At 30.9% G+C, this 18,332-nt stretch carries 16 protein-coding genes; 14 read left to right on the forward strand and 2 right to left on the reverse strand.

Going from position 1 to position 18,332, the window contains the following annotated elements:
- Positions 1–11 precede the first annotated feature (11 nt).
- The 14 genes from CYO89_RS01000 (at position 12) to CYO89_RS01065 (ending at position 16,027) form a co-directional block, all read left to right on the forward strand.
- Complete coding sequence (locus CYO89_RS01000) at positions 12–758, forward strand: hypothetical protein (RefSeq protein WP_103568028.1); 747 nt, start codon at positions 12–14, stop codon at positions 756–758.
- Positions 759–901: 143 nt separating this feature from the next.
- A complete protein-coding gene (gene topB / locus CYO89_RS01005; RefSeq protein ID WP_103596807.1) occupies positions 902–3,148 on the forward strand; it encodes a DNA topoisomerase III in 2,247 nt (748 codons plus the stop codon).
- A 10-nt stretch (positions 3,149–3,158) separates the two neighbouring features.
- Positions 3,159–3,671, forward strand: a complete 513-nt coding sequence (locus CYO89_RS01010) for a hypothetical protein (protein WP_103568030.1) — start codon at positions 3,159–3,161, stop codon at positions 3,669–3,671.
- 1 nt (position 3,672) lies between these two features.
- Positions 3,673–4,920, forward strand: coding sequence for a hypothetical protein (locus tag CYO89_RS01015; protein ID WP_103596808.1), 1,248 nt, complete (start codon positions 3,673–3,675; stop codon positions 4,918–4,920).
- Entirely contained in the window at positions 4,917–5,417 is a 501-nt protein-coding gene (locus CYO89_RS01020; protein WP_103568032.1) for a lytic transglycosylase domain-containing protein, read from the forward strand. Before CYO89_RS01015 ends, CYO89_RS01020 begins: the two co-directional genes overlap by 4 nt.
- Positions 5,414–6,418 (forward strand): toprim domain-containing protein, encoded by a 1,005-nt coding sequence (locus CYO89_RS01025; RefSeq protein WP_103568033.1) that lies wholly within the window; start codon positions 5,414–5,416, stop codon positions 6,416–6,418. The genes CYO89_RS01020 and CYO89_RS01025 overlap by 4 nt, the downstream gene beginning before the upstream one ends.
- Positions 6,415–6,597, forward strand: a complete 183-nt coding sequence (locus CYO89_RS01030) for a hypothetical protein (RefSeq protein WP_103568034.1) — start codon at positions 6,415–6,417, stop codon at positions 6,595–6,597. Before CYO89_RS01025 ends, CYO89_RS01030 begins: the two co-directional genes overlap by 4 nt.
- A gap of 145 nt (positions 6,598–6,742) precedes the next feature.
- Positions 6,743–12,511 (forward strand): SNF2-related protein, encoded by a 5,769-nt coding sequence (locus tag CYO89_RS01035; protein WP_103596809.1) that lies wholly within the window; start codon positions 6,743–6,745, stop codon positions 12,509–12,511.
- Between the two features lie 201 nt (positions 12,512–12,712).
- Complete coding sequence (locus CYO89_RS01040) at positions 12,713–13,423, forward strand: hypothetical protein (RefSeq protein ID WP_103568036.1); 711 nt, start codon at positions 12,713–12,715, stop codon at positions 13,421–13,423.
- Between the two features lie 60 nt (positions 13,424–13,483).
- The gene (locus CYO89_RS01045; protein ID WP_103568037.1) at positions 13,484–13,783 is read left to right on the forward strand and encodes a hypothetical protein; all 300 of its coding nucleotides are present in this window, start codon (positions 13,484–13,486) and stop codon (positions 13,781–13,783) included.
- A 21-nt stretch (positions 13,784–13,804) separates the two neighbouring features.
- Positions 13,805–14,467 (forward strand): AAA family ATPase, encoded by a 663-nt coding sequence (locus CYO89_RS01050; protein WP_103568038.1) that lies wholly within the window; start codon positions 13,805–13,807, stop codon positions 14,465–14,467.
- A gap of 83 nt (positions 14,468–14,550) precedes the next feature.
- Positions 14,551–14,937 (forward strand): hypothetical protein, encoded by a 387-nt coding sequence (locus CYO89_RS10500; RefSeq protein WP_103596810.1) that lies wholly within the window; start codon positions 14,551–14,553, stop codon positions 14,935–14,937.
- Positions 14,931–15,746 carry a nucleotidyl transferase AbiEii/AbiGii toxin family protein gene (locus tag CYO89_RS01060; RefSeq protein ID WP_141090712.1) on the forward strand — a complete coding sequence of 272 codons (816 nt, stop codon included), beginning with the start codon at positions 14,931–14,933 and terminating at the stop codon, positions 15,744–15,746. The genes CYO89_RS10500 and CYO89_RS01060 overlap by 7 nt, the downstream gene beginning before the upstream one ends.
- Positions 15,746–16,027, forward strand: coding sequence for a hypothetical protein (locus CYO89_RS01065; protein ID WP_103596811.1), 282 nt, complete (start codon positions 15,746–15,748; stop codon positions 16,025–16,027). The genes CYO89_RS01060 and CYO89_RS01065 overlap by 1 nt, the downstream gene beginning before the upstream one ends.
- 77 nt (positions 16,028–16,104) lie before the next feature.
- On the opposite strand, the gene CYO89_RS01070 is transcribed toward CYO89_RS01065, so the two are convergent.
- Entirely contained in the window at positions 16,105–17,445 is a 1,341-nt protein-coding gene (locus tag CYO89_RS01070; RefSeq protein ID WP_103596812.1) for a relaxase/mobilization nuclease domain-containing protein, read from the reverse strand.
- The gene (locus CYO89_RS01075; RefSeq protein ID WP_103596813.1) at positions 17,442–18,005 is read right to left on the reverse strand and encodes a hypothetical protein; all 564 of its coding nucleotides are present in this window, start codon (positions 18,003–18,005) and stop codon (positions 17,442–17,444) included. The genes CYO89_RS01070 and CYO89_RS01075 overlap by 4 nt, the downstream gene beginning before the upstream one ends.
- Positions 18,006–18,332 lie beyond the last annotated feature (327 nt).

Below are 18,332 nucleotides of genomic sequence, written 5' to 3' on the forward strand. Positions count from 1 at the left end.
AGGATAAAACAATGGCAGATTTTGACAGAACAGAAAACGGCAACGAAAAGAACCTTGCAACAATTTTCATAAGCAAAACTGAATTACCAGAACAAAACAAAACATTAATTGGCTTTGGCATGGAGCGTCCATACGAAAAAGATGGAAAAGAAATAGAACTTGGTGCAGTAAAAGCATTTTATGCTATAGAAAATGCTAGAAATTTTCTCAATGGTGTTGATTGTCGCAATCACCCAGTAAAAATAGAGTGCGGCTTACAAAACGAAAAGCACACTTTCTATACAGCATCTACTTGGATACACAATGGCATAAACGATAAGACTGGTCAAGCTTATAGTCTTCATAAAATGGCAATCACAATTCGCCCAGAGATTAAAAACGAAGCTGGCGAAATAGTTCAACAGCAAGAGAGAATTTTTGCTACAAAAAATAGAAATGGCGTAAAAGGTTACTCTTTTGATGTTACAAATGATAGTGCCCTCGAGAAAGAATTTTTAAGCAATATTTCCAAAGGCTTTAACTTGGGTCTGGTCGCTGAAAAAAATGAGACATTGGCTAAAAATCCAAAACTTATGGAAATCGTTAATAAAATTCCAGACAGATCAGCCGTAACAATGAATTATGACTTTGTTAAGCAACAAGGCATAGTCGTATTGCCAGAAACCATGAAAGCAGTCACAAAATCAGTAAGCAAAGGTGCTGAAATTTTAAATGGCGAATTAAAGCAAGAGCAAAAAAGTCAAGGTTTTGATAGATAGTCTCACTTCAACTTTTTTGCTGTATTTAGGGCTAAAACTGCTACTTTTAGCCCTTCAAAAATTATAATAAAAAATAATTTTAAAATGTATAAAAATATAAAAAACAATTTAAAACAATTTAAAAAATTAATGAAGGATACAAAATGGGTAGATTATTTATAGCAGAAAAACCTGAACTTGCACGTGCAATAGCTAAAGGGCTTATTGGCAATGAAAGTAAAGGTAATGGCTTCATTAGAAAAGGTAACGATACCATAACTTGGGCTTTTGGACACATTTTAGAGCTTTTTAAGCCTGACGATTATGCAGAAAAATATAAAAAATGGAATTTAGAAGATCTACCCTTTGAAATAGAGAAATTTAAATATAAGCCTATTGACAAGAGCAAAGATCAACTTAAAATAATTTTAAACTTATTAAAAGAAAAAGATATAACAGAAGTTATTCATTGTGGTGATGCGGACGATGAGGGACAAATTTTAGTTGATGAAATTTTAGCTTATGCAAATAATAAGTTACCAGTAAAAAGAATGTTAATAAATGACCTTAGTGAAGCTGGCATCAAGAAAGAGTTAAATAATATAAAGTCAAATGATGACTTTTATGGGCTTTCTCAACGTGGTTTTGCAAGAAGCTTGGCTGATTGGATAGTCGGACTAAATTTAACTAGAGCATTTACCGTTGTGGCTAGAAATAAGGGGTATCAAAATGGTGTTTTAAATTTAGGACGTGTCCAAACCCCTATTCTCTCCTTAGTGGTAAATAGAGATAAAGAAAATGAAGATTTTAAAAGTCTGGAATACTTTGCAATTAGTGGTGAATTTAAAAGCTTTGATGGTATAGATTTTCGTGCAAATTTAAAAACTGATGATAAAATTACAGATAAGAATTTAGCTCAAAACATATTAAAAGAGTGCGAAAACAAATCCGCAAGAATTACAATTAAGAAAACCGAAAAGAAGAAAGAGCTACCGCCACTTCCTTACAATTTATTAAAACTTCAAGCTCAATGCGCAAAAGAATTTGGCTTAAAACCTGATAAAGTTCTTGCTATTACTCAAGACTTAAGAGAGAAATTTCACTTAATAACTTATAACAGAAGTGATTGCGAATACCTACCTGATACAATGTATGATGAGTCGCCAGCTATTATACAAAGTTTAAAAGAAATTTTTAAAAATACAGACGATATTGAGCTAAAAGGGATTTTAGACAATGCTGATCTTACTATAAAAGGTGCAGCATTTAACTCAGCAAATATTTCGGCTCACCATGGCATTGTCCCAACTGGAGCAAAAGCGTGTTTAAATGAACTAAGTAAGGATGAATTAAATATTTTTACACTTATAGCAAAAAGATTTGCATTGCAATTTTTTAAAGCAAGAGAATATGAGGCAACAAATATAGTTTTGGAACTTAACGAATATAAATTTACAGCCTCGCAAAATACCACAACTGATCTAGGTTTTACTTTCTATCTTAAACCGCAAAAAGATGAAAAAGATGGTAATGATGATGAAATAGAAAACACTTCAAAGTTGGATAATTTAATAGAAGGCTCTATGGCTGAGTGTTTAAAGATTAAACTTGAGCCAAAAAAAACTAAACCAAAGCCATTTTACACCATGGCAACACTTCTCACCGACTTAACTGGCGTAGCCAAATATGCTAAAGATCCGAACATTAAGAAATTACTCCTTGAAAAAGATCAAGGCAAAAAAGGAGAAAATGGAGGTATCGGAACCCCAGCTACTAGATCAAATCATATAAAAAGCTTGATAGATAATGAATTTATCAGTGTTAGCAATGACAAAAAGCAAATAATACATGCAACACAAAAAGGTAAAGACTTAATTTCAGTTGCACCTGAAATTTTAACCTGCGTTGATATGACTGCTTTATGGTTTGAAAAACAAAAAATGATCGAAAGCCGCGACTTAAGCTTGGATGACTTTTTAACAGAAATCAATCAACAAATAAAGGAAGAGATAGCAAAGGTAAAAGATAGCGATATGGGAAATTTTGAAACAAAACCAGATAATGCTCAAATTTGCCCTATTTGCAATAAGGGATACCTTATAAGACATGAAAGCCAAAATAAAAAAGGCGTATTTTGGTGGGGTTGCAGTCAATGGCGTGAAGGTTGTAAGGCATTTTATTACGATAACGATGGCAAACCACAACTTGAAACTAAGCCAAAACAAGAAATACCAAGTGATGCACCTATGTGTCCAAAATGTAAGAGTGGTAAGCTGCTGCCTAGAACCAGCGCGAAAGGTTTTAATTATTTTGCATGTAACGGTAAGTTAAAAAATGGTAATTGGTGCAATGCTAAATTTAAGACAAACGATAATGGCGAACTTGAAGAGATGGTTTTTGAGAAAAAATAAGGATAGTAGAATGCAAGCAGAAGATCTAAAAAAAATTATCAATACGGTAAGATTTAATGATATTTTATTAACTTTTAAAGATACAGAGGATTTCAAATGCTATTGTGATTTCTTAATCAATAAGCCAAATAGCATTCATGATAACAGCCACAGCTTTTGGAATAGTTATTATAAATTACAAAATAATATTCTAAAAGATATTGAAGAAAAAAATTCCAAATATGATCTTTGTAGAAACGAACAAACTAGAGAAGAAGCTGGTTTGTCTTTAGAACGATTAATAAATGAATGCGGCTGCGAAAACATAAAAGCCAATGTTATTTATTTTGATGCATTTGATAAAAAATCACAATACATCTATGCTGATGAATACGAAAAACTAGAAGAGCTTGTAAATATTATCGACAAAAAATACCACATCTCGAGTCATAAAACAAAATTTGCTTGTATACACTGGAATGATCACGAAGAAGAGTATCACTCACCAAAGGTCAGCATCCATAGAGTCTTAATAAAGGAATAACATGCCAACTTACAAAAATTTAAAATATATCAATGAAAGCAAAAATTCAATATTAAGTAATTTAGATAACAATTTACAAGAACAATATGCCAGTGACCTAGATCAAAATCTAAACGAACTCTACAATAATGAGGTTAGGTCGAAGATTGAAAAAATGGGGGATAAAAACCAACAAATTTCAGAATTTTTAAATGAAATGTATTCAAATGTTGATTACAACATGGATGAATTCGATCCAAAATACTTAAAAGAGAATAAAGAAAAATTTAAGGATATAAAAGGTGGCATAATCGCAAGTATTATTGACAAGAACAATAAAGCACAAAGCAATTACCAGCTTGAGAGCTTTTTCGAAAAGTATGATCAAATTTTTGACAAGAATACACCTCATGATAAGATAATAGATAATGTTGCTAGTAAATTTCTAGAACTCAATGGAGAACTTTATAACAAAATAGAGCATGAATCAGTATATAACGAAGCTGAACTAGCTCTTAGTAAAACATTATCTAAAAATATAACTTCACGCATTGATATTGATATAAACAAAGACGGAAATTATCAAATACATAAATTTAGTAAGTTGCTAGCTGCCAACAAAGAGTTTAGGGGAGATGAAAATATCGCCCTATTCCAAACTCTAAAAATGATGGATAAAACATTAATGGATGAAAACAATAAGGATTTTAAAGCTATACATGAAAAAATAGGCTTTAACTTTACTGATATTGATGGAAAAACTATTCATATCAATGCAAGACTTGGCGAAGGACACTTTCAAAAAGACTTAGATCATTTAGTAAAGATAGGTTGCAATGATTGTGGCATAGGTAGTGTTAGCAAAATAGCTAATAAAATTTTTATAAAATCCACTGAAACAAACGATCTAATTTTAGATCAAAATGAAGAACAAAACAAGGAGAGGGGCAAAGGATTAAATTTTAAAAATCCTGCAACAATTGATAATTTTGAAAAATGTTTAAAAGGTGGCATAGAAGCAACTGCAGCATTAGCTGAAAGCATAGGAGATGAAAGTATTACAGCTTTTACTCAAAATTTAAATCGTGTTGCTGGCATATCTGGTATAGGTAAACATATAAATAATATTGTATCGGCACAAAACAACAAAGAGGTAATAAATAGATTAGGTAAGGCATACACAGAAAAGGTCAAAAGTGGTGCAATAAAACTTCCAAAAGAAAAAGTTATGGAACACTCAAATCAAAAGAGCTTAGGCGCTAATAGATGAAATTTTTAAAACAATTTAAAACAATAAAATACTATAAAAAACTATTTATTATTATATTATCATTATCTACAATAGCGACAAATGTTTTAGCTATACCCAATGCTAATGAAAGTAGATACAATAAGCTCTTTTATAAATTTGGCAAAGAGTTTAATATCCCTCCGATACTTCTTTGGGCTATAGCAAAAACAGAGAGTAACTTTACCAATAATGCAAAGAATATTAACAACAATGGCTCAATAGATTATGGGTTGATGCAGATTAATTCAATTCATGAAACAACGTTAAAAGCTAAAAATTTAAGCATTGATGACCTATATAAGCCAGAAACAAACATTCAAATGGGAGCAATGATACTAAGAAATTGCATTAATAAACATGGTTGGGATTATAAAGCACTAAACTGCTATAACGGAAAAGTTGAAAATAATCCATATTCTCGTAAAGTTTTTGCAAATTTAAAAACTTTAAAACAAGCAAGAAGAGTAATTAAATGAACTTACACAAAGATGATACAAGGGCTTTTTTAGAATATCTTGGTTTTGACGTGGATAGCCACTATAAATTCAGGATGCGAGAAGATGAGCATACCGCTTCTGCTTCTATTGATCCAAAGAATGGCTATATTAAAGACTTTGGCAGTGGTTTTAGGGGTGATATAATAGCATTTTATAAGGAAATAAAGAATTGCGACGAAAGAAGTGCATTTTTAGAAGTAGCAGGTATTCTAGACAACCTAAAAATAGATCATGATCTAAATCATGGGCAAAAGACAAATATTGCTATTCATAAAAAAGCTATAAATGTTAGACCAATTAAAGAAGAACCCACAATAGATTATCTTGATGACGACATAGTAAAAAAATACGAAAATGAAAGGCGTGAGAATTTTACACGCTATCAAGAACTTTTACATAAACTGCTTCCAGTTTGTGACAATAATCAACGTAAAGAAATAGCTCAAAGATTTCAAATAGGTTATTCCAAAGAAGAAGATAGGTTGGTAATGCCATTAAGAAATGAGACTGGCAAGATCGTAACGCTTTGGAAATATAATCCAAATTTAAATATCAAATACACTTTTAGCAAAAATAGACCACGCTGCGCCTTTAATATCCAAGCATTAAAAGAATATACAAGAGATGATAGTCCTATATTCATAGCTGAAGGTGAAAAAGACTGCTTAAATATGTTGTCACGTGGATATAAGGCTATAAGCTTTGGGAGTGCTGCCACTCATTTAAAACAAATTCAAATTGATATGTTAAAAGATAGTTACATTGTTGTAGCATATGATTATGACGAGGCAGGGAAAAATGGTGCAAAGGCTTTAAAAGAGCAGTTAAATAACTCTTGTAAAGTTGTAGAAATAATAGAATGGGAAAAGATACTCAAACAAAACGGATTAGAAAAAGAGCTAAAGAAAGGATTTGATTTCACTGATTTTCTAAAACTTAGTGCCAAGGAGAGGGAAAAAAAACAAGGAATTAATAGATGACAGACAACAAAGAAAAAGATAATAGCCAATATAAACCAAAGAAAAGACAGGTTGTAATTTATTTAGAAGAAGATGAATTAAAATATTTAGACTATATCTATAATAAAAAATTCTTTCCAACTCGTGCCGCATATATTAGAATGCTTATTAATGAAGACAAAGAAATGAATGGCTATTAAAAATATTAAATATTTTAATATTGTATAAAAATATTTAATATTTCACATAATAATATATTGTTATAAAAGTATGTAAAAATCGGCATTTGCCATAAATTTAGATAAAATTTTATTTTAAAATTTTATTTTTTTGTAAGGATTTTAAATGGCAAAACAGAAAAATGATAATAATCTATATGATAGTCTTGATCTATTTAGTATGGCAGATGCTCATCCAGAATACTTTGGAGGTAATCTCAATTCAATTATAGAAAAAACGATTGATATAGATGCACAGATAAATGAGATAGAAAATAGCTTATTTGAAACTATAAACACAACAGATGTTACACCAAATGAAGAAACCATAATTAATCCTATAAAAAAATTCAATAATACCTTTGAGGACCTAAAACTAAGCGATGCCCTAGAACTAGGTGGGGAAAAGGATAGATTTAGAAAAAATATTGCAGCAATTAAAACTACTAACGAAATTTACCCAAAATTAGATCTTGCTAAGAAAGGCGAAATAGAACTAAATATTACAAGAGAGCAACAGCTAACAATAGCTAACTTTTCAGGCTGGGGAGGAATAAATGGACTATTTGATGAACGCAATAAAAAATGGAAAGATGAAAGAGAAGAGCTCAAAAAGCTACTTAGCGAAAGTGAATATGATGCTGCTAAACGCTCAAATTTAACTGCATATTATACGCCTAAAAATATCGTTTCGGCAATGTATAAAGGTCTCGAAAGACTTGGTATTAATGCCGATAGAGCAGATTTGAACAAAGAAATTCTAGAGCCTAGTGTAGGAAATGGTTCGTTTATTACGTTTAACAAAAACGATAATTTTCATTTTACTGGTCTTGATATTGAACCTCTTACAATTAAAATGAACAAAATTTTATATCCGAATCAAAAAAATAATAACATTGGCTACGAAAAATTTACTTATGATGAGCAGTTTGACGCAGTTGTTGGCAATCCTCCATTTTTAGATGTCCCACTTTTTGATAATAAGCATCAAGATTTATATGGTTCAGCCCATAATTTCTTTATACAAAAAGCCACACAATACAGTTTAAAAGAAGATGGAATAAGTGCTTTTGTAGTAAGTCGTCACTTTATGGATGCTAAATACAATTCAGCAAGAGATGAGATAGCGCAAAATCATACTTTCTTAGGTGCAGTGCGTTTGCCAAACAATGTTTTTAAGCACACAGAGGCTGAAACAGATATCATTTTTCTACAAAAAGGCAAGCATCCTGAGTATAACAAAGAAATATCCAATATTAAATCAACTCAAGTAGCACAAGATGGCACAGAATTAAATCAAAGCATAAACCATTATTTTATTGAAAATCCCCAAAACATACTTGCTAAGCCGATCTTGAGAAATGGGCAATTTGGAAAAGCAATTTTTTATGATCCAAAAGACGATATAAATTTTAGTCTTGATACAGCAATAGAAAATTTTATAGAAAATCAACTTCCTGCTAACGTATATAAGTGGAGAGAGCCGGCATCTATTATCGACTTTGCAATAGAAAGTTACGACGATGCCTATGATTATGTTAAGGATTTAAAAGAAAATAGCCTTTTAATCTATAATGATCAAATTTGCAAAATAACCTCGTCGATAAACGGAGAAATAAGAGCATCAAAAATTGAAGATTTAAGCCCCACCATCCAAAATAGAATTAAAAAGTATATACCTTTAAGAGACAAACTCAAAGAGCTCATTGCACTAGAGCAGACAGATATCAAAGACGATGATATAAAACTAAAGCAAACAAGAGAACAGCTTAATTTGTTACTAGACAACTATCATATTAGCGAAGGATTTTTATCTGGGAATAAGGCAGCATCATTTAAAAATCTAGATGTAGAGTTTAGCAAAGTCAAAGCTCTAGAAAAAAACTATAAAAAACCAGAACGTGCAAGAGATGGCAAAGAAGCCATAAAGGAAAGCTGCGAAAAGGCTAATATTTTACTTCACCGAACAATAGGCTTTACTCCTGAAATTTTGTTTGACAATGAAAAGGATGGTGTATTAGTAAGCATGTATCAGTTTGGAAAGATCGATACAAACTATATTTCAAAAAAATTAGGAAAATCAAATATCGAAGTCGAAGATCAAATTATTGCAGAAAAACTGGCTTTTTACGATCCAGAAAAATTATCAAAAGGCGAAAGAGAGCTAATTTTTACTCCAATTTATCTTAGTGGAAATGTCAAGGAAAAATTAAAATCAGCAAAAAATCTACAAGACATTTATGCGGACTTAATGCAAAACAATATAGAAGAACTTAGCAAGGTCATACCACAAGATATTAGCTTTGTTGATATAGACACGAGGTTTGGCAGTTCTTGGATACCAATAAAATACTATGATGATTTTTTAAAGAACGAGCTAAAGACATCAAACTATAATAATGATGCATGGAAACTTCAAAATTTAGGTTCCATGGGCTGGCAAATAGATGGAGATAAATATCATCTTTCACAATATGCAACTTATAACTATTCCGTTGAAGTCAAAGGACTTACCACACAAAGACTAATTAATGGAAATTATGAAATACACCAAAATGTAGGTAACAATAAAAGCGTATATGACATTATAGAAAGTGCTCTAAATAATACACCTATAAAGATTATGGAAAAAACAAATGAGCCTTTGCTAGATAAAGAAGGCAATATTAAGAGAGATAAAGAAGGCAACATAGTCTTTAAACAAGTAATAAATCCAGAAAAAACAGCTGAAGCAAATGCGAAAGTTGAAATGCTAAAAAGCAAATTTAATGAATGGATATATAGCGACCGAGCTAGAGCAAAAGAACTAGAACGTATTTACAACGACAAATTTAACTGCTACGTTAAAGCCAAATTTAATGGAGATGGTTTAGAAATCTTAGGGCTTGATGGCAATATAAAACTTAGAAAGCACCAAAAAGATGCTATTTTTAGAAGCATGGTTCAAAAAAATATTTTACTTGATCACGAAGTTGGGGCTGGCAAAACATATGCAGCAATAGCTGCTGTTATGAAGCAAAAAGAGCTTGGGCTTGTAAAAAAACCTCTAATCATCGTTCCAAACAATCTTGTAACCCAATGGGATCAAAGTATTTTTGATGCATTTCCTAACGCTAATGTGCTAGTGGCAGACGAAAACTCTTTAAGCCCAAAAGAAAGAGACGAGTTTTTGGCTAAAGTAGCAAATAATGACTGGGATGCCGTTGTTATAAAATATACACAAGTAGAAAAACTACCAGTTCCTTTTGAAACACAAAAAAAGATACTTGACAAAGAAATTTATGAGCTAAAAGAAGCTCTTAGATATTATGAGGAACGTGACGAATCAACAAACAAACGTTCTGCACGTCAAGTTGAAAAAATGATAGCTAGAGTTGAAAAAAAAGTGGAAAAACTACTTGACGATAAAGCAAAATCCAAGACAATGGATTTTTCAATGCTTGGTGTTGATAGTATAGTGGTTGATGAGGCACATAACTTTAAAAATTTAGGCGTAATCTCTCCGATGAATGCAAAAGGCAAAGGAGCTAATACTTCAAGCAAGAGAGCATTAAATATGCTTGCACTTACTACCTATATTAACGACAAAAAAGATGGTAAAGTAATGTTTTTAACTGGAACTCCAGTATCAAACTCACTTAGCGAAATTTATAATATGCAGAGATATTTGCAGCCAAAAGAGCTTGAAAATTTAGGCATAGATAGCTTTTCAAATTGGGCTAGTAATTTTGCTGGTATTGACATTGCCCCTGTAAGAGATGCTAGTGGTCGCATAAAAATGGAAGCAAGGTTTTCATCACTTACAAACTTACCTGAGCTATCAAATATACTAAGCCAAACAACAGACACTATCACAAATGATGATATTAAAGCCTTTTCAAAGACATTTGTTCCAAATAAAGAAGTGATTTACGTAAAAAGTGAAAAATCTAAACGTATATCAGATTATATAGGGGAAGCTGATGAAAATGGAATTTACCCTAGATACTCAATTACTGGGCGACTTATTAGTATGGAAGGTGGAGGATATGATCCAAGTATCGATAACCCACTAAAAGTAACAAACGACGCAAAAAAAGCAAGTATTGATTTTAGACTAATAGATCCAACAGCCCCTGATTACCCAAATTCTAAAATAAATATCGCGGTTAATGAGATATTTAAAGAATGGCAAACATGGGGTGATAAAAAGGGGACTCAGCTTGTATTCTTAGATGTTGGAACACCAAAAAGCACTAGTGATAAATCATTTAACTTAAAACTAGACGAGATATTAGCTAGAGAAGAGCAAAAAACAGAATATGTTGATGAATTCGAGAATATAAATGATGCTTTAGAAAGCAGCGAGGTATCAGTAGATGATCTTGATGAAAATGGAGAGGTTCTAAAAAAGGATGAATTTGATGATAGTAGATTTTTTCTTTATGGAGATATTTATAAAAAGCTAGTTGATAAAGGAATACCAAGAGAACAAATAGCATTTATACATGATGCGGTTAGCAACGAAGAAAAAGCGGATCTTTTTAAAAAAGTTAATGATGGTGAAGTTAGAGTTCTTTTGGGCAGCCGTGCAAAAATGGGAACAGGAGTAAATGTCCAAAGACGCATCACAGCACTTCACCACATAGATTGTCCATGGAGACCAAGTGATATAACACAAAGCAATGGAAGAGCGATTAGACAAGGTAATCTCTTTTATGAGAACGATCCAGAAAACTTTATAATCAAAGAATTTAGACATATTACTCCTGGAACGTTTGATGAAAGGAACTGGGAGTTGCAGAGCAAAAAGAACGAGGCTATATTAAATTTCAGAAGAGGTGTCGTCGGAGAACGTAGTTTAAATGGCTTTGAGGAGGATTTATTAAATTCAAATGAGGCACGTGCGGTCGCCAGCGAAAATCCTCTCATCTTTACAGAGTTTGAATTAAATGAAGCTATAAAAAAAGAGAGAAATGAGCTCAAACGATATAAAGAACAAGTTTTTTCTAATGGCGAGGAACAAGAGAAAAACAACATTAGAATGGCCAACATAGAGATGCAAATACCTAAAATAGATATCATTAAAGATATAGTAAAACAAAATACAAGTGAAAACTTTACTTGCAAAATGAACAAATATAAAGCCTCTATTGCAACTGGTGGTTTTGAGCCAATAGTGTATGACTTTAATATACCAAAAGATAAAAATAGCACAGATACTAACGAAATAGAAATAAAGCAAAATCAAATGGCAGACATCTTACAAGATAATATAAATTTACTATTTGCAGAAAAAGAGACGCCAAGAGAGGTTGCAGAGTATAAGGGCTTTAAAGTTATTGGAGAAGTTACAAATACAGCATTTAATGGAAATATTATATTTTTTAAGCTCGTAAATAAAGAATACGATATAGAGTTAGAACCAAGATCTCTTGAATATAATGACGATATATCAAAAGGTATTAGCGCAAGAGAACAAATTAGCCTTAGAGGCTTTTTTACAAGAATAAACAATGTCCTAAGTGATGAAGCCCTACAAAAGAGGCTAGAGAAAAATAAAAATGATCTAGAAAAATTAAAAGAATCAAATATTACTTTAAAAGAATGGTTAGCAAGCAACCAAGTTTATCCAAAGCAAGAACTTTTAAACAAACTTCAAAAAGACCTTGAAATTTGTAATTCCGAAAATGAGAAGATGATTGTAGACAGGCAGTATAAAAGTGAGTTTAAAAGTTCAGCACTAGAGGAATATAAAAATTGGGACAAAATTCAAAAAGAGAAGTTGCTTGAAAAGCTAAAAGAACGAAACAATAATGATCAAGTAGAACGACCAGCATTTACGCAACCACAATATAAATTATCCAAACAAACAGAAGAAAAAAGCAGATCAATAGATACTGGCATCAGTCTTTAATATGGCACATTTTATAATTGTATTAAATAATTTAATACAATTATAAATTATTTAATACAGTATTAAACAATAAAAAAATAAATTTCTCAATAATCTAGAAGTAAATAATTATATACAATATTAAATTATATTATATTATTTAATATTATTTTAAACTTTTTTATATTAGAATTCTTTTATATTTAAAACAAAGGAGAAAAGATGCTGCCGAATAAACCGCAAGATTATCCTAATAGTTTTCCAGCTCGAGTATGGTATACGCACCTTATAGAAGAAATCGGTGACGAAGCTATCGAAAAGCTTGGCTTTTATCCAAACGAAAGACTGCTTGACACAACAAAAGCCTTAGTAGCAAAACAAGATCAAGCACTAGCTAATTTTTTTAGTCAAAGAATATTTTGGGGAATTTTTTATAGCAGTAATGGCGGCATTGAAGAGTCTTTAGGCGTAGGCAATCGTAGGATAATTCCACTAATATGGTTTAGACAAATTGCCGACAGTAAGTTTGCTAACTCGCTTAAAGAGGTCGCAAAAATTGCAAAAAGTGATTTAGAACAACTTCTTTATGAAGGTATCTTGTATCAAGAATTTTTTGAGTTACAAATTTTAGTTAAAAAGGATAGCATTGAATGGCTAAAAAATAATGCTACCAAAAATGAGGTATTAAGTCATCATGGCTTTAACAATATGTTGGGATATAAATATTTCTTAAAAAGAATAAGAGAGGGATTAATGTTTTCAAATCAAGCTTTAGAGAATGGTTTTGATGAAAAAAAACTACCTCGTTTTAGTGAAATGGTAGCACAAGGAGATGGAGCATTTTTACCTTGTCCATTAGTTAAAAACGATCTACACTTTGGTGGTGGAAAATGGCAAATAGAATATGAGTTTGTCACAGATGGTGACTATTAATATATTAAATTTTAAAATAATTTAATATAGTAAAAAATAATTTAATACAAAGGAAAAAAGATGAGATTACTAGGCAAAATTGCACTTGGTGCAGCAGCAACAATCATGCTTATTGGTTGTGGCGAAGGATCTAAGTATGGTGATAAAGAATATACATTTGAATATTTAAGGGATAATGAACAATTGCTAGTAGAATTGGTTCAGTGGTGTGAGTTAAACAAAAATGCAAATTTAAATACAACACAAATGAAAAACTGCCAAACTGCATATGACAGAAAATCAAGGTTGACTCAAAAATGGGGAAATGAGCCAAGTAAATGGGAAAAATTAGTCGAGAAATACGGAACTAAAAAACAATAAGCATAGTTTAAAGGATAAAAAATGGTAATAGCAGTCTGCAATGAAAAAGGTGGTAGCGGAAAAACAAATATTGCTATAAATTTAGCCATAAAATTAGGTCTTATGAAAGATGACACTCTTTTAGTAGATGCCGATCCTCAAAGAAGTATAGATGTTTTTACTGATATTAGAGCTGATGCAAATTTACCACTACTATTTAATGCTGTCTCAAAACTTGGATCATCGATGCTAAAAGAGATACAAAGCTTAAAGCAAAAGTATGATAGTGTAGTAATTGATACTGGTGGACGTGATAGCCAAGAAATGAGACAAGCGTTAGCGGTTTGCAATATTGCTATTATCCCAGTTATTCCGAGCGATCTTGATATTGCCGTTTTGAACAAAATGATACTAGTTTTTAATCAAGCGAAAATTTACAATCCGAATTCAAAAGCACTAATAGTTATCTCTAAAGCTTCACCAAATCCTTTTCTAGCTAAAAAGGTAGAAGCACTACGTGAATATATTAGCGAAAAGAAGTTAGAAGATATTTTTCTAGCAAATAGCATAATCTATGAACGTGAAGCATATAGAAATGCCTTTTCAGCAGGAATGGGTGTGAGCGAATATTGTAAAGATAACGAAAACGCAAAGCTTGATTTCGAAGGCTTCTTTAACGAACTTGTCAATTTTGCTAATAATTAAAAACAATATTATATTATTTTATAAAGTTTAAAATAATATAATATATTGAATTAAAAGGCTAAAATCAAAGGAAGAAAAAAATAATGGCATATATATCTGGCTGGGAAGCTTTAAATATACCTAGGCTTGATGGTTCAATCGCCGATTGGCATCCACTGCTTTATTTTGCCAATAAAAACAATATAAAAACTTATGAGAATAATGAAATTTTAGGTTCTTTGGGGATACAAAGGCGATATGTAAAGATGCTTGATAAAGAAGAGTATGTAGCAAATTATGCAAGAGCGATAGCTGATTTAGTCTATAAAGGCGAAATAGCTGGTCTCAAGAACTGCGTGCAAGATTACTTGGATGATAACGAGGAAAGCGAGCTTTTCAACTATTTAAAGCTTATAAATAAAAACAAAAAAGTTGATGATTTTATGAAATTTGAATTAACAAAGCTATATTTTAAGGATAAAAGATGCTAGAGCAATACCAAAAAGACAGAGTTAAACTTATAAAAGAAATTTTGCCATATCTTGGGGATACCTTTGTTTTAAAAGGTGGAACGGCACTTAGTTTATATTATGGGCTAAATAGATATTCAGAAGACATTGATTTGGATTGCACAACCAACAATATGAATTTTATAAACAAGCTAAAGCGCCATAAAGATTTTAGTAATTGGAATATAAATATTAAAAAAGATACCGACACTGTTTTTAGAGCAATGATAGATTATGGTGCAACTTCTCATTACGGCAGCTATCCATTAAAAATAGAAGTTAGTAGCAGAAACAAAGATCTACTGAGATCCAAGACTTTAAATTTTGAAAATATAAATGGTGTTAACGTCTATTGCGTGGATGAGCTTATAAAAATGAAAGGAGTTGCTTTTAGTGGCAGAGATAAAATTCGAGATTTTTATGATCTAGGATATCTACTACAAACTTATCCTGACAAATTTAGCAAAGAAAATCTTTTTGGGATACGAGAAAAGATCTTTTACTGTGGCGAGGATGAACTAAATTTACTTTTAAAAGATGAAAGTTTGCAACATAAACTTATATCACAAGACAAAATTCACATAACTGATACCTATACTCAAGATGTATTAAGGCGCATCAATACTCTGCTAGAGCCAGCAATACAAAGAGATACAACACGATCTCAAAAACAGCAAAATGATAGTTCAAAAGCTGTTCTGTCTAGACTTGGTATAGCATATGTCAAAAAAGTAGAAAGTGGAGTCATAAAAATAAAAGAAACCAAGAATACAAATGAAAAGGAAAGATAATGGGAATATTGGATAAGAAAAATGGATTTGCATTTGTAAACAATGCCAACATTGCAGCAAGCAGCAATGTGGAAGAATTTATAAACTCTGGTGCTGCAGATAGTGCTGCAGATAGTAATGAAAAGAAAAAAAGCAATGCTGGACGCCCCAAAAAAACAGGTGAAAAACCGGTCTCGGTTGCAATATATCTTATGCCAAGCGAGAAAGAAAGACTAGAAAATGAAGCAAAAGCTCAGTTTATGAGCTTGTCTGGGTATCTAAAATTGAAGATTTTAGCATGACCACATGTAGGTTATGGCTATACCGTAAAGAAATAGAGATAATTAAAACAATCCCCAAAGACAACAAGCAGATGTGTCTATCTGTTAAAATCTTTTTTATTAAGACTATTAGTTTTTTTGCTATCAATATTTGTTGTATTTTCTACAACCTTTTGTCTGGCTTGTAAAATTTGAGCTTTGCTTGAGTCAGTTTTATTTTGTTTTGGATTAACATCTTTTGTTTGCGAGGATGGAGCAACAACTTTTGTGTTACTTCTGGAAAGAATTTTATATTCAGTCTTTTTCTTTTCAGCTTCACTAAGGGGAGTTAATTCAACTTCTCTCTTTCCTTCTACAGAACAATCCCACACATTCCTATAAAGAGTTTTTTCGCACCATTGTTTAGTTTTTTTATCATAAATTTTCTTTACAATCGGTTCCTGAGCAGTTACTGCAAACCTAGCATAATCTCCATTTGTAATATTATAATCTTCCATTAACTGCCTTAAATGCTTGCCCCAAAGAATAGTTTCTTTCCCTTTACTTGTCTCAAATTTAACATAATACGACTCTTCGGTATGCTCATCTAGTGAAAAATTATATTTTGCTTCACCATATCCAGTTATCTTATAATGATGTGGCTTGTGTCCATCCCAAACATCCGGGAATTTATTCTTAGAAAATTTCTTATTTTTATAAGAAAAATTTGTTGCTTTATATCCCAAATCGGTTAAATTTTTCGCAAACTCATCACGCATCATATCCAAATCAGCTGGGGAAATTTTAATTCTTTTTCCATTACAATCAACACTTTTTAAGTCCAAATGGCAATGAGGATTATCTGTGTCATTATGGACTGCTAATATAAAATGATTATTTACAAATCTTTCTTTAATGGTTTTTATTGCAGCATTTTTAATTTCCTCGACAGGGATATTATTTTCACCTTTCATAGAAAAAACCATATGCACTACCTCGTTTTTTTCTTTTAATTTTAGTTTTTCAACATCATGTTTATTGGGAATATCATAAACCCCATCTTGGAATGTTGCAGCTATTTCATTTATATCATTAATAAAAATTTCATTATCACTTTCTAAAGGATCATTAATAAAAACATCAAGTAAGCCGTCTCGGCTAATATATTTTATATGGCTTTTAAGTTGATTAAAATTTTGATCCTTGCCAGTAATTTTTATCAAGACTTGAGAATTATATCCACGTCTTTTAGTTAAAAGTTTAGTTGTATGCTCTCTTTCACTTTTAGTAAATTTTTGAGAAATAAAACCTTTGCTTAAAAGATACTTATTCCAAATCTTATCTTTAAAACTTTGTGGAGAAGCAAAATATTTTCTCTGTTTTTTCTCAAACTCGCTCCAGATTTTTTTAGCTTTTAAAAAATTTTCATCATCCAAATATGATTTTAATTTATGACTCATTTTAATTTAGCCTGTAAAAACATTTTTTGTTCTTTTATAAAATTGTCAGTCTCTTGAACTTGTTTATTTATTCTATTTATTAAATTATCAATAGCATCTTTTTCAAAAGAAGCAGAAGTATTTTGTTGAATTGCTTTTACAAAAATATTTAAATTTATACCAATGCGTTTAACCAAATAATTCATTTTTGCAAATTCATTTATTGTATCGTTACTTAAAATTTTATCATCGTAAAGGTGGCTCAAAACCAAAAATTTTGAAAACTTATTTACACTAGAAAAACCATTATCCTTTGCAAGTTGTTTTAATTTTTTAAATTCAACATCGGTAAAAAAATTTTTAACCTCTTTGATATTTTCTCTAGTAAGCTCAGACCTTTTTATTTTTAAAAGTGGATAATTTTCTTTTACGGCATCAATAATTTTATTATCTCTCTCTAAAAAGAACAAAAGTAAATTGATTGCTTCATTTAGTGATTTTACCCCCATTTTTTCTTTTAAGGTTTGTAAAAAAATTAAATTCTCAACATCTAATCTAAAAGCTTTTAATTCTTTAGCCATAATTCAAAAACCCTCCATTTCCTATTTACCAAAAATTTTGCAAAGCAAAAATTACAAGAGCCTCGCAGAGTATTTGCCTTTTTCTCAAATATTTTGTATTACAAAATAGGAGAAAAAGGCTATCCTGCAATCTACTATTTTATGTAACTTTTTTTGCTTTTATTTCTTTATTCATTTTAGATTATAACACAGCTTTTATCAAAAAATACCAAGAATATGTTATAATAACAAAAAATATCAGAACAAATAAAATAACCAATAAAAAGAAAAAGGTTGTGCATGAATTTGATATTCTGTTTTTAAATATAAACGTCAAAAATTATCAAA

Origin of the sequence: Campylobacter concisus, from assembly GCF_002913765.1 — a bacterium.
GTDB lineage: Bacteria > Campylobacterota > Campylobacteria > Campylobacterales > Campylobacteraceae > Campylobacter_A > Campylobacter_A concisus_BB.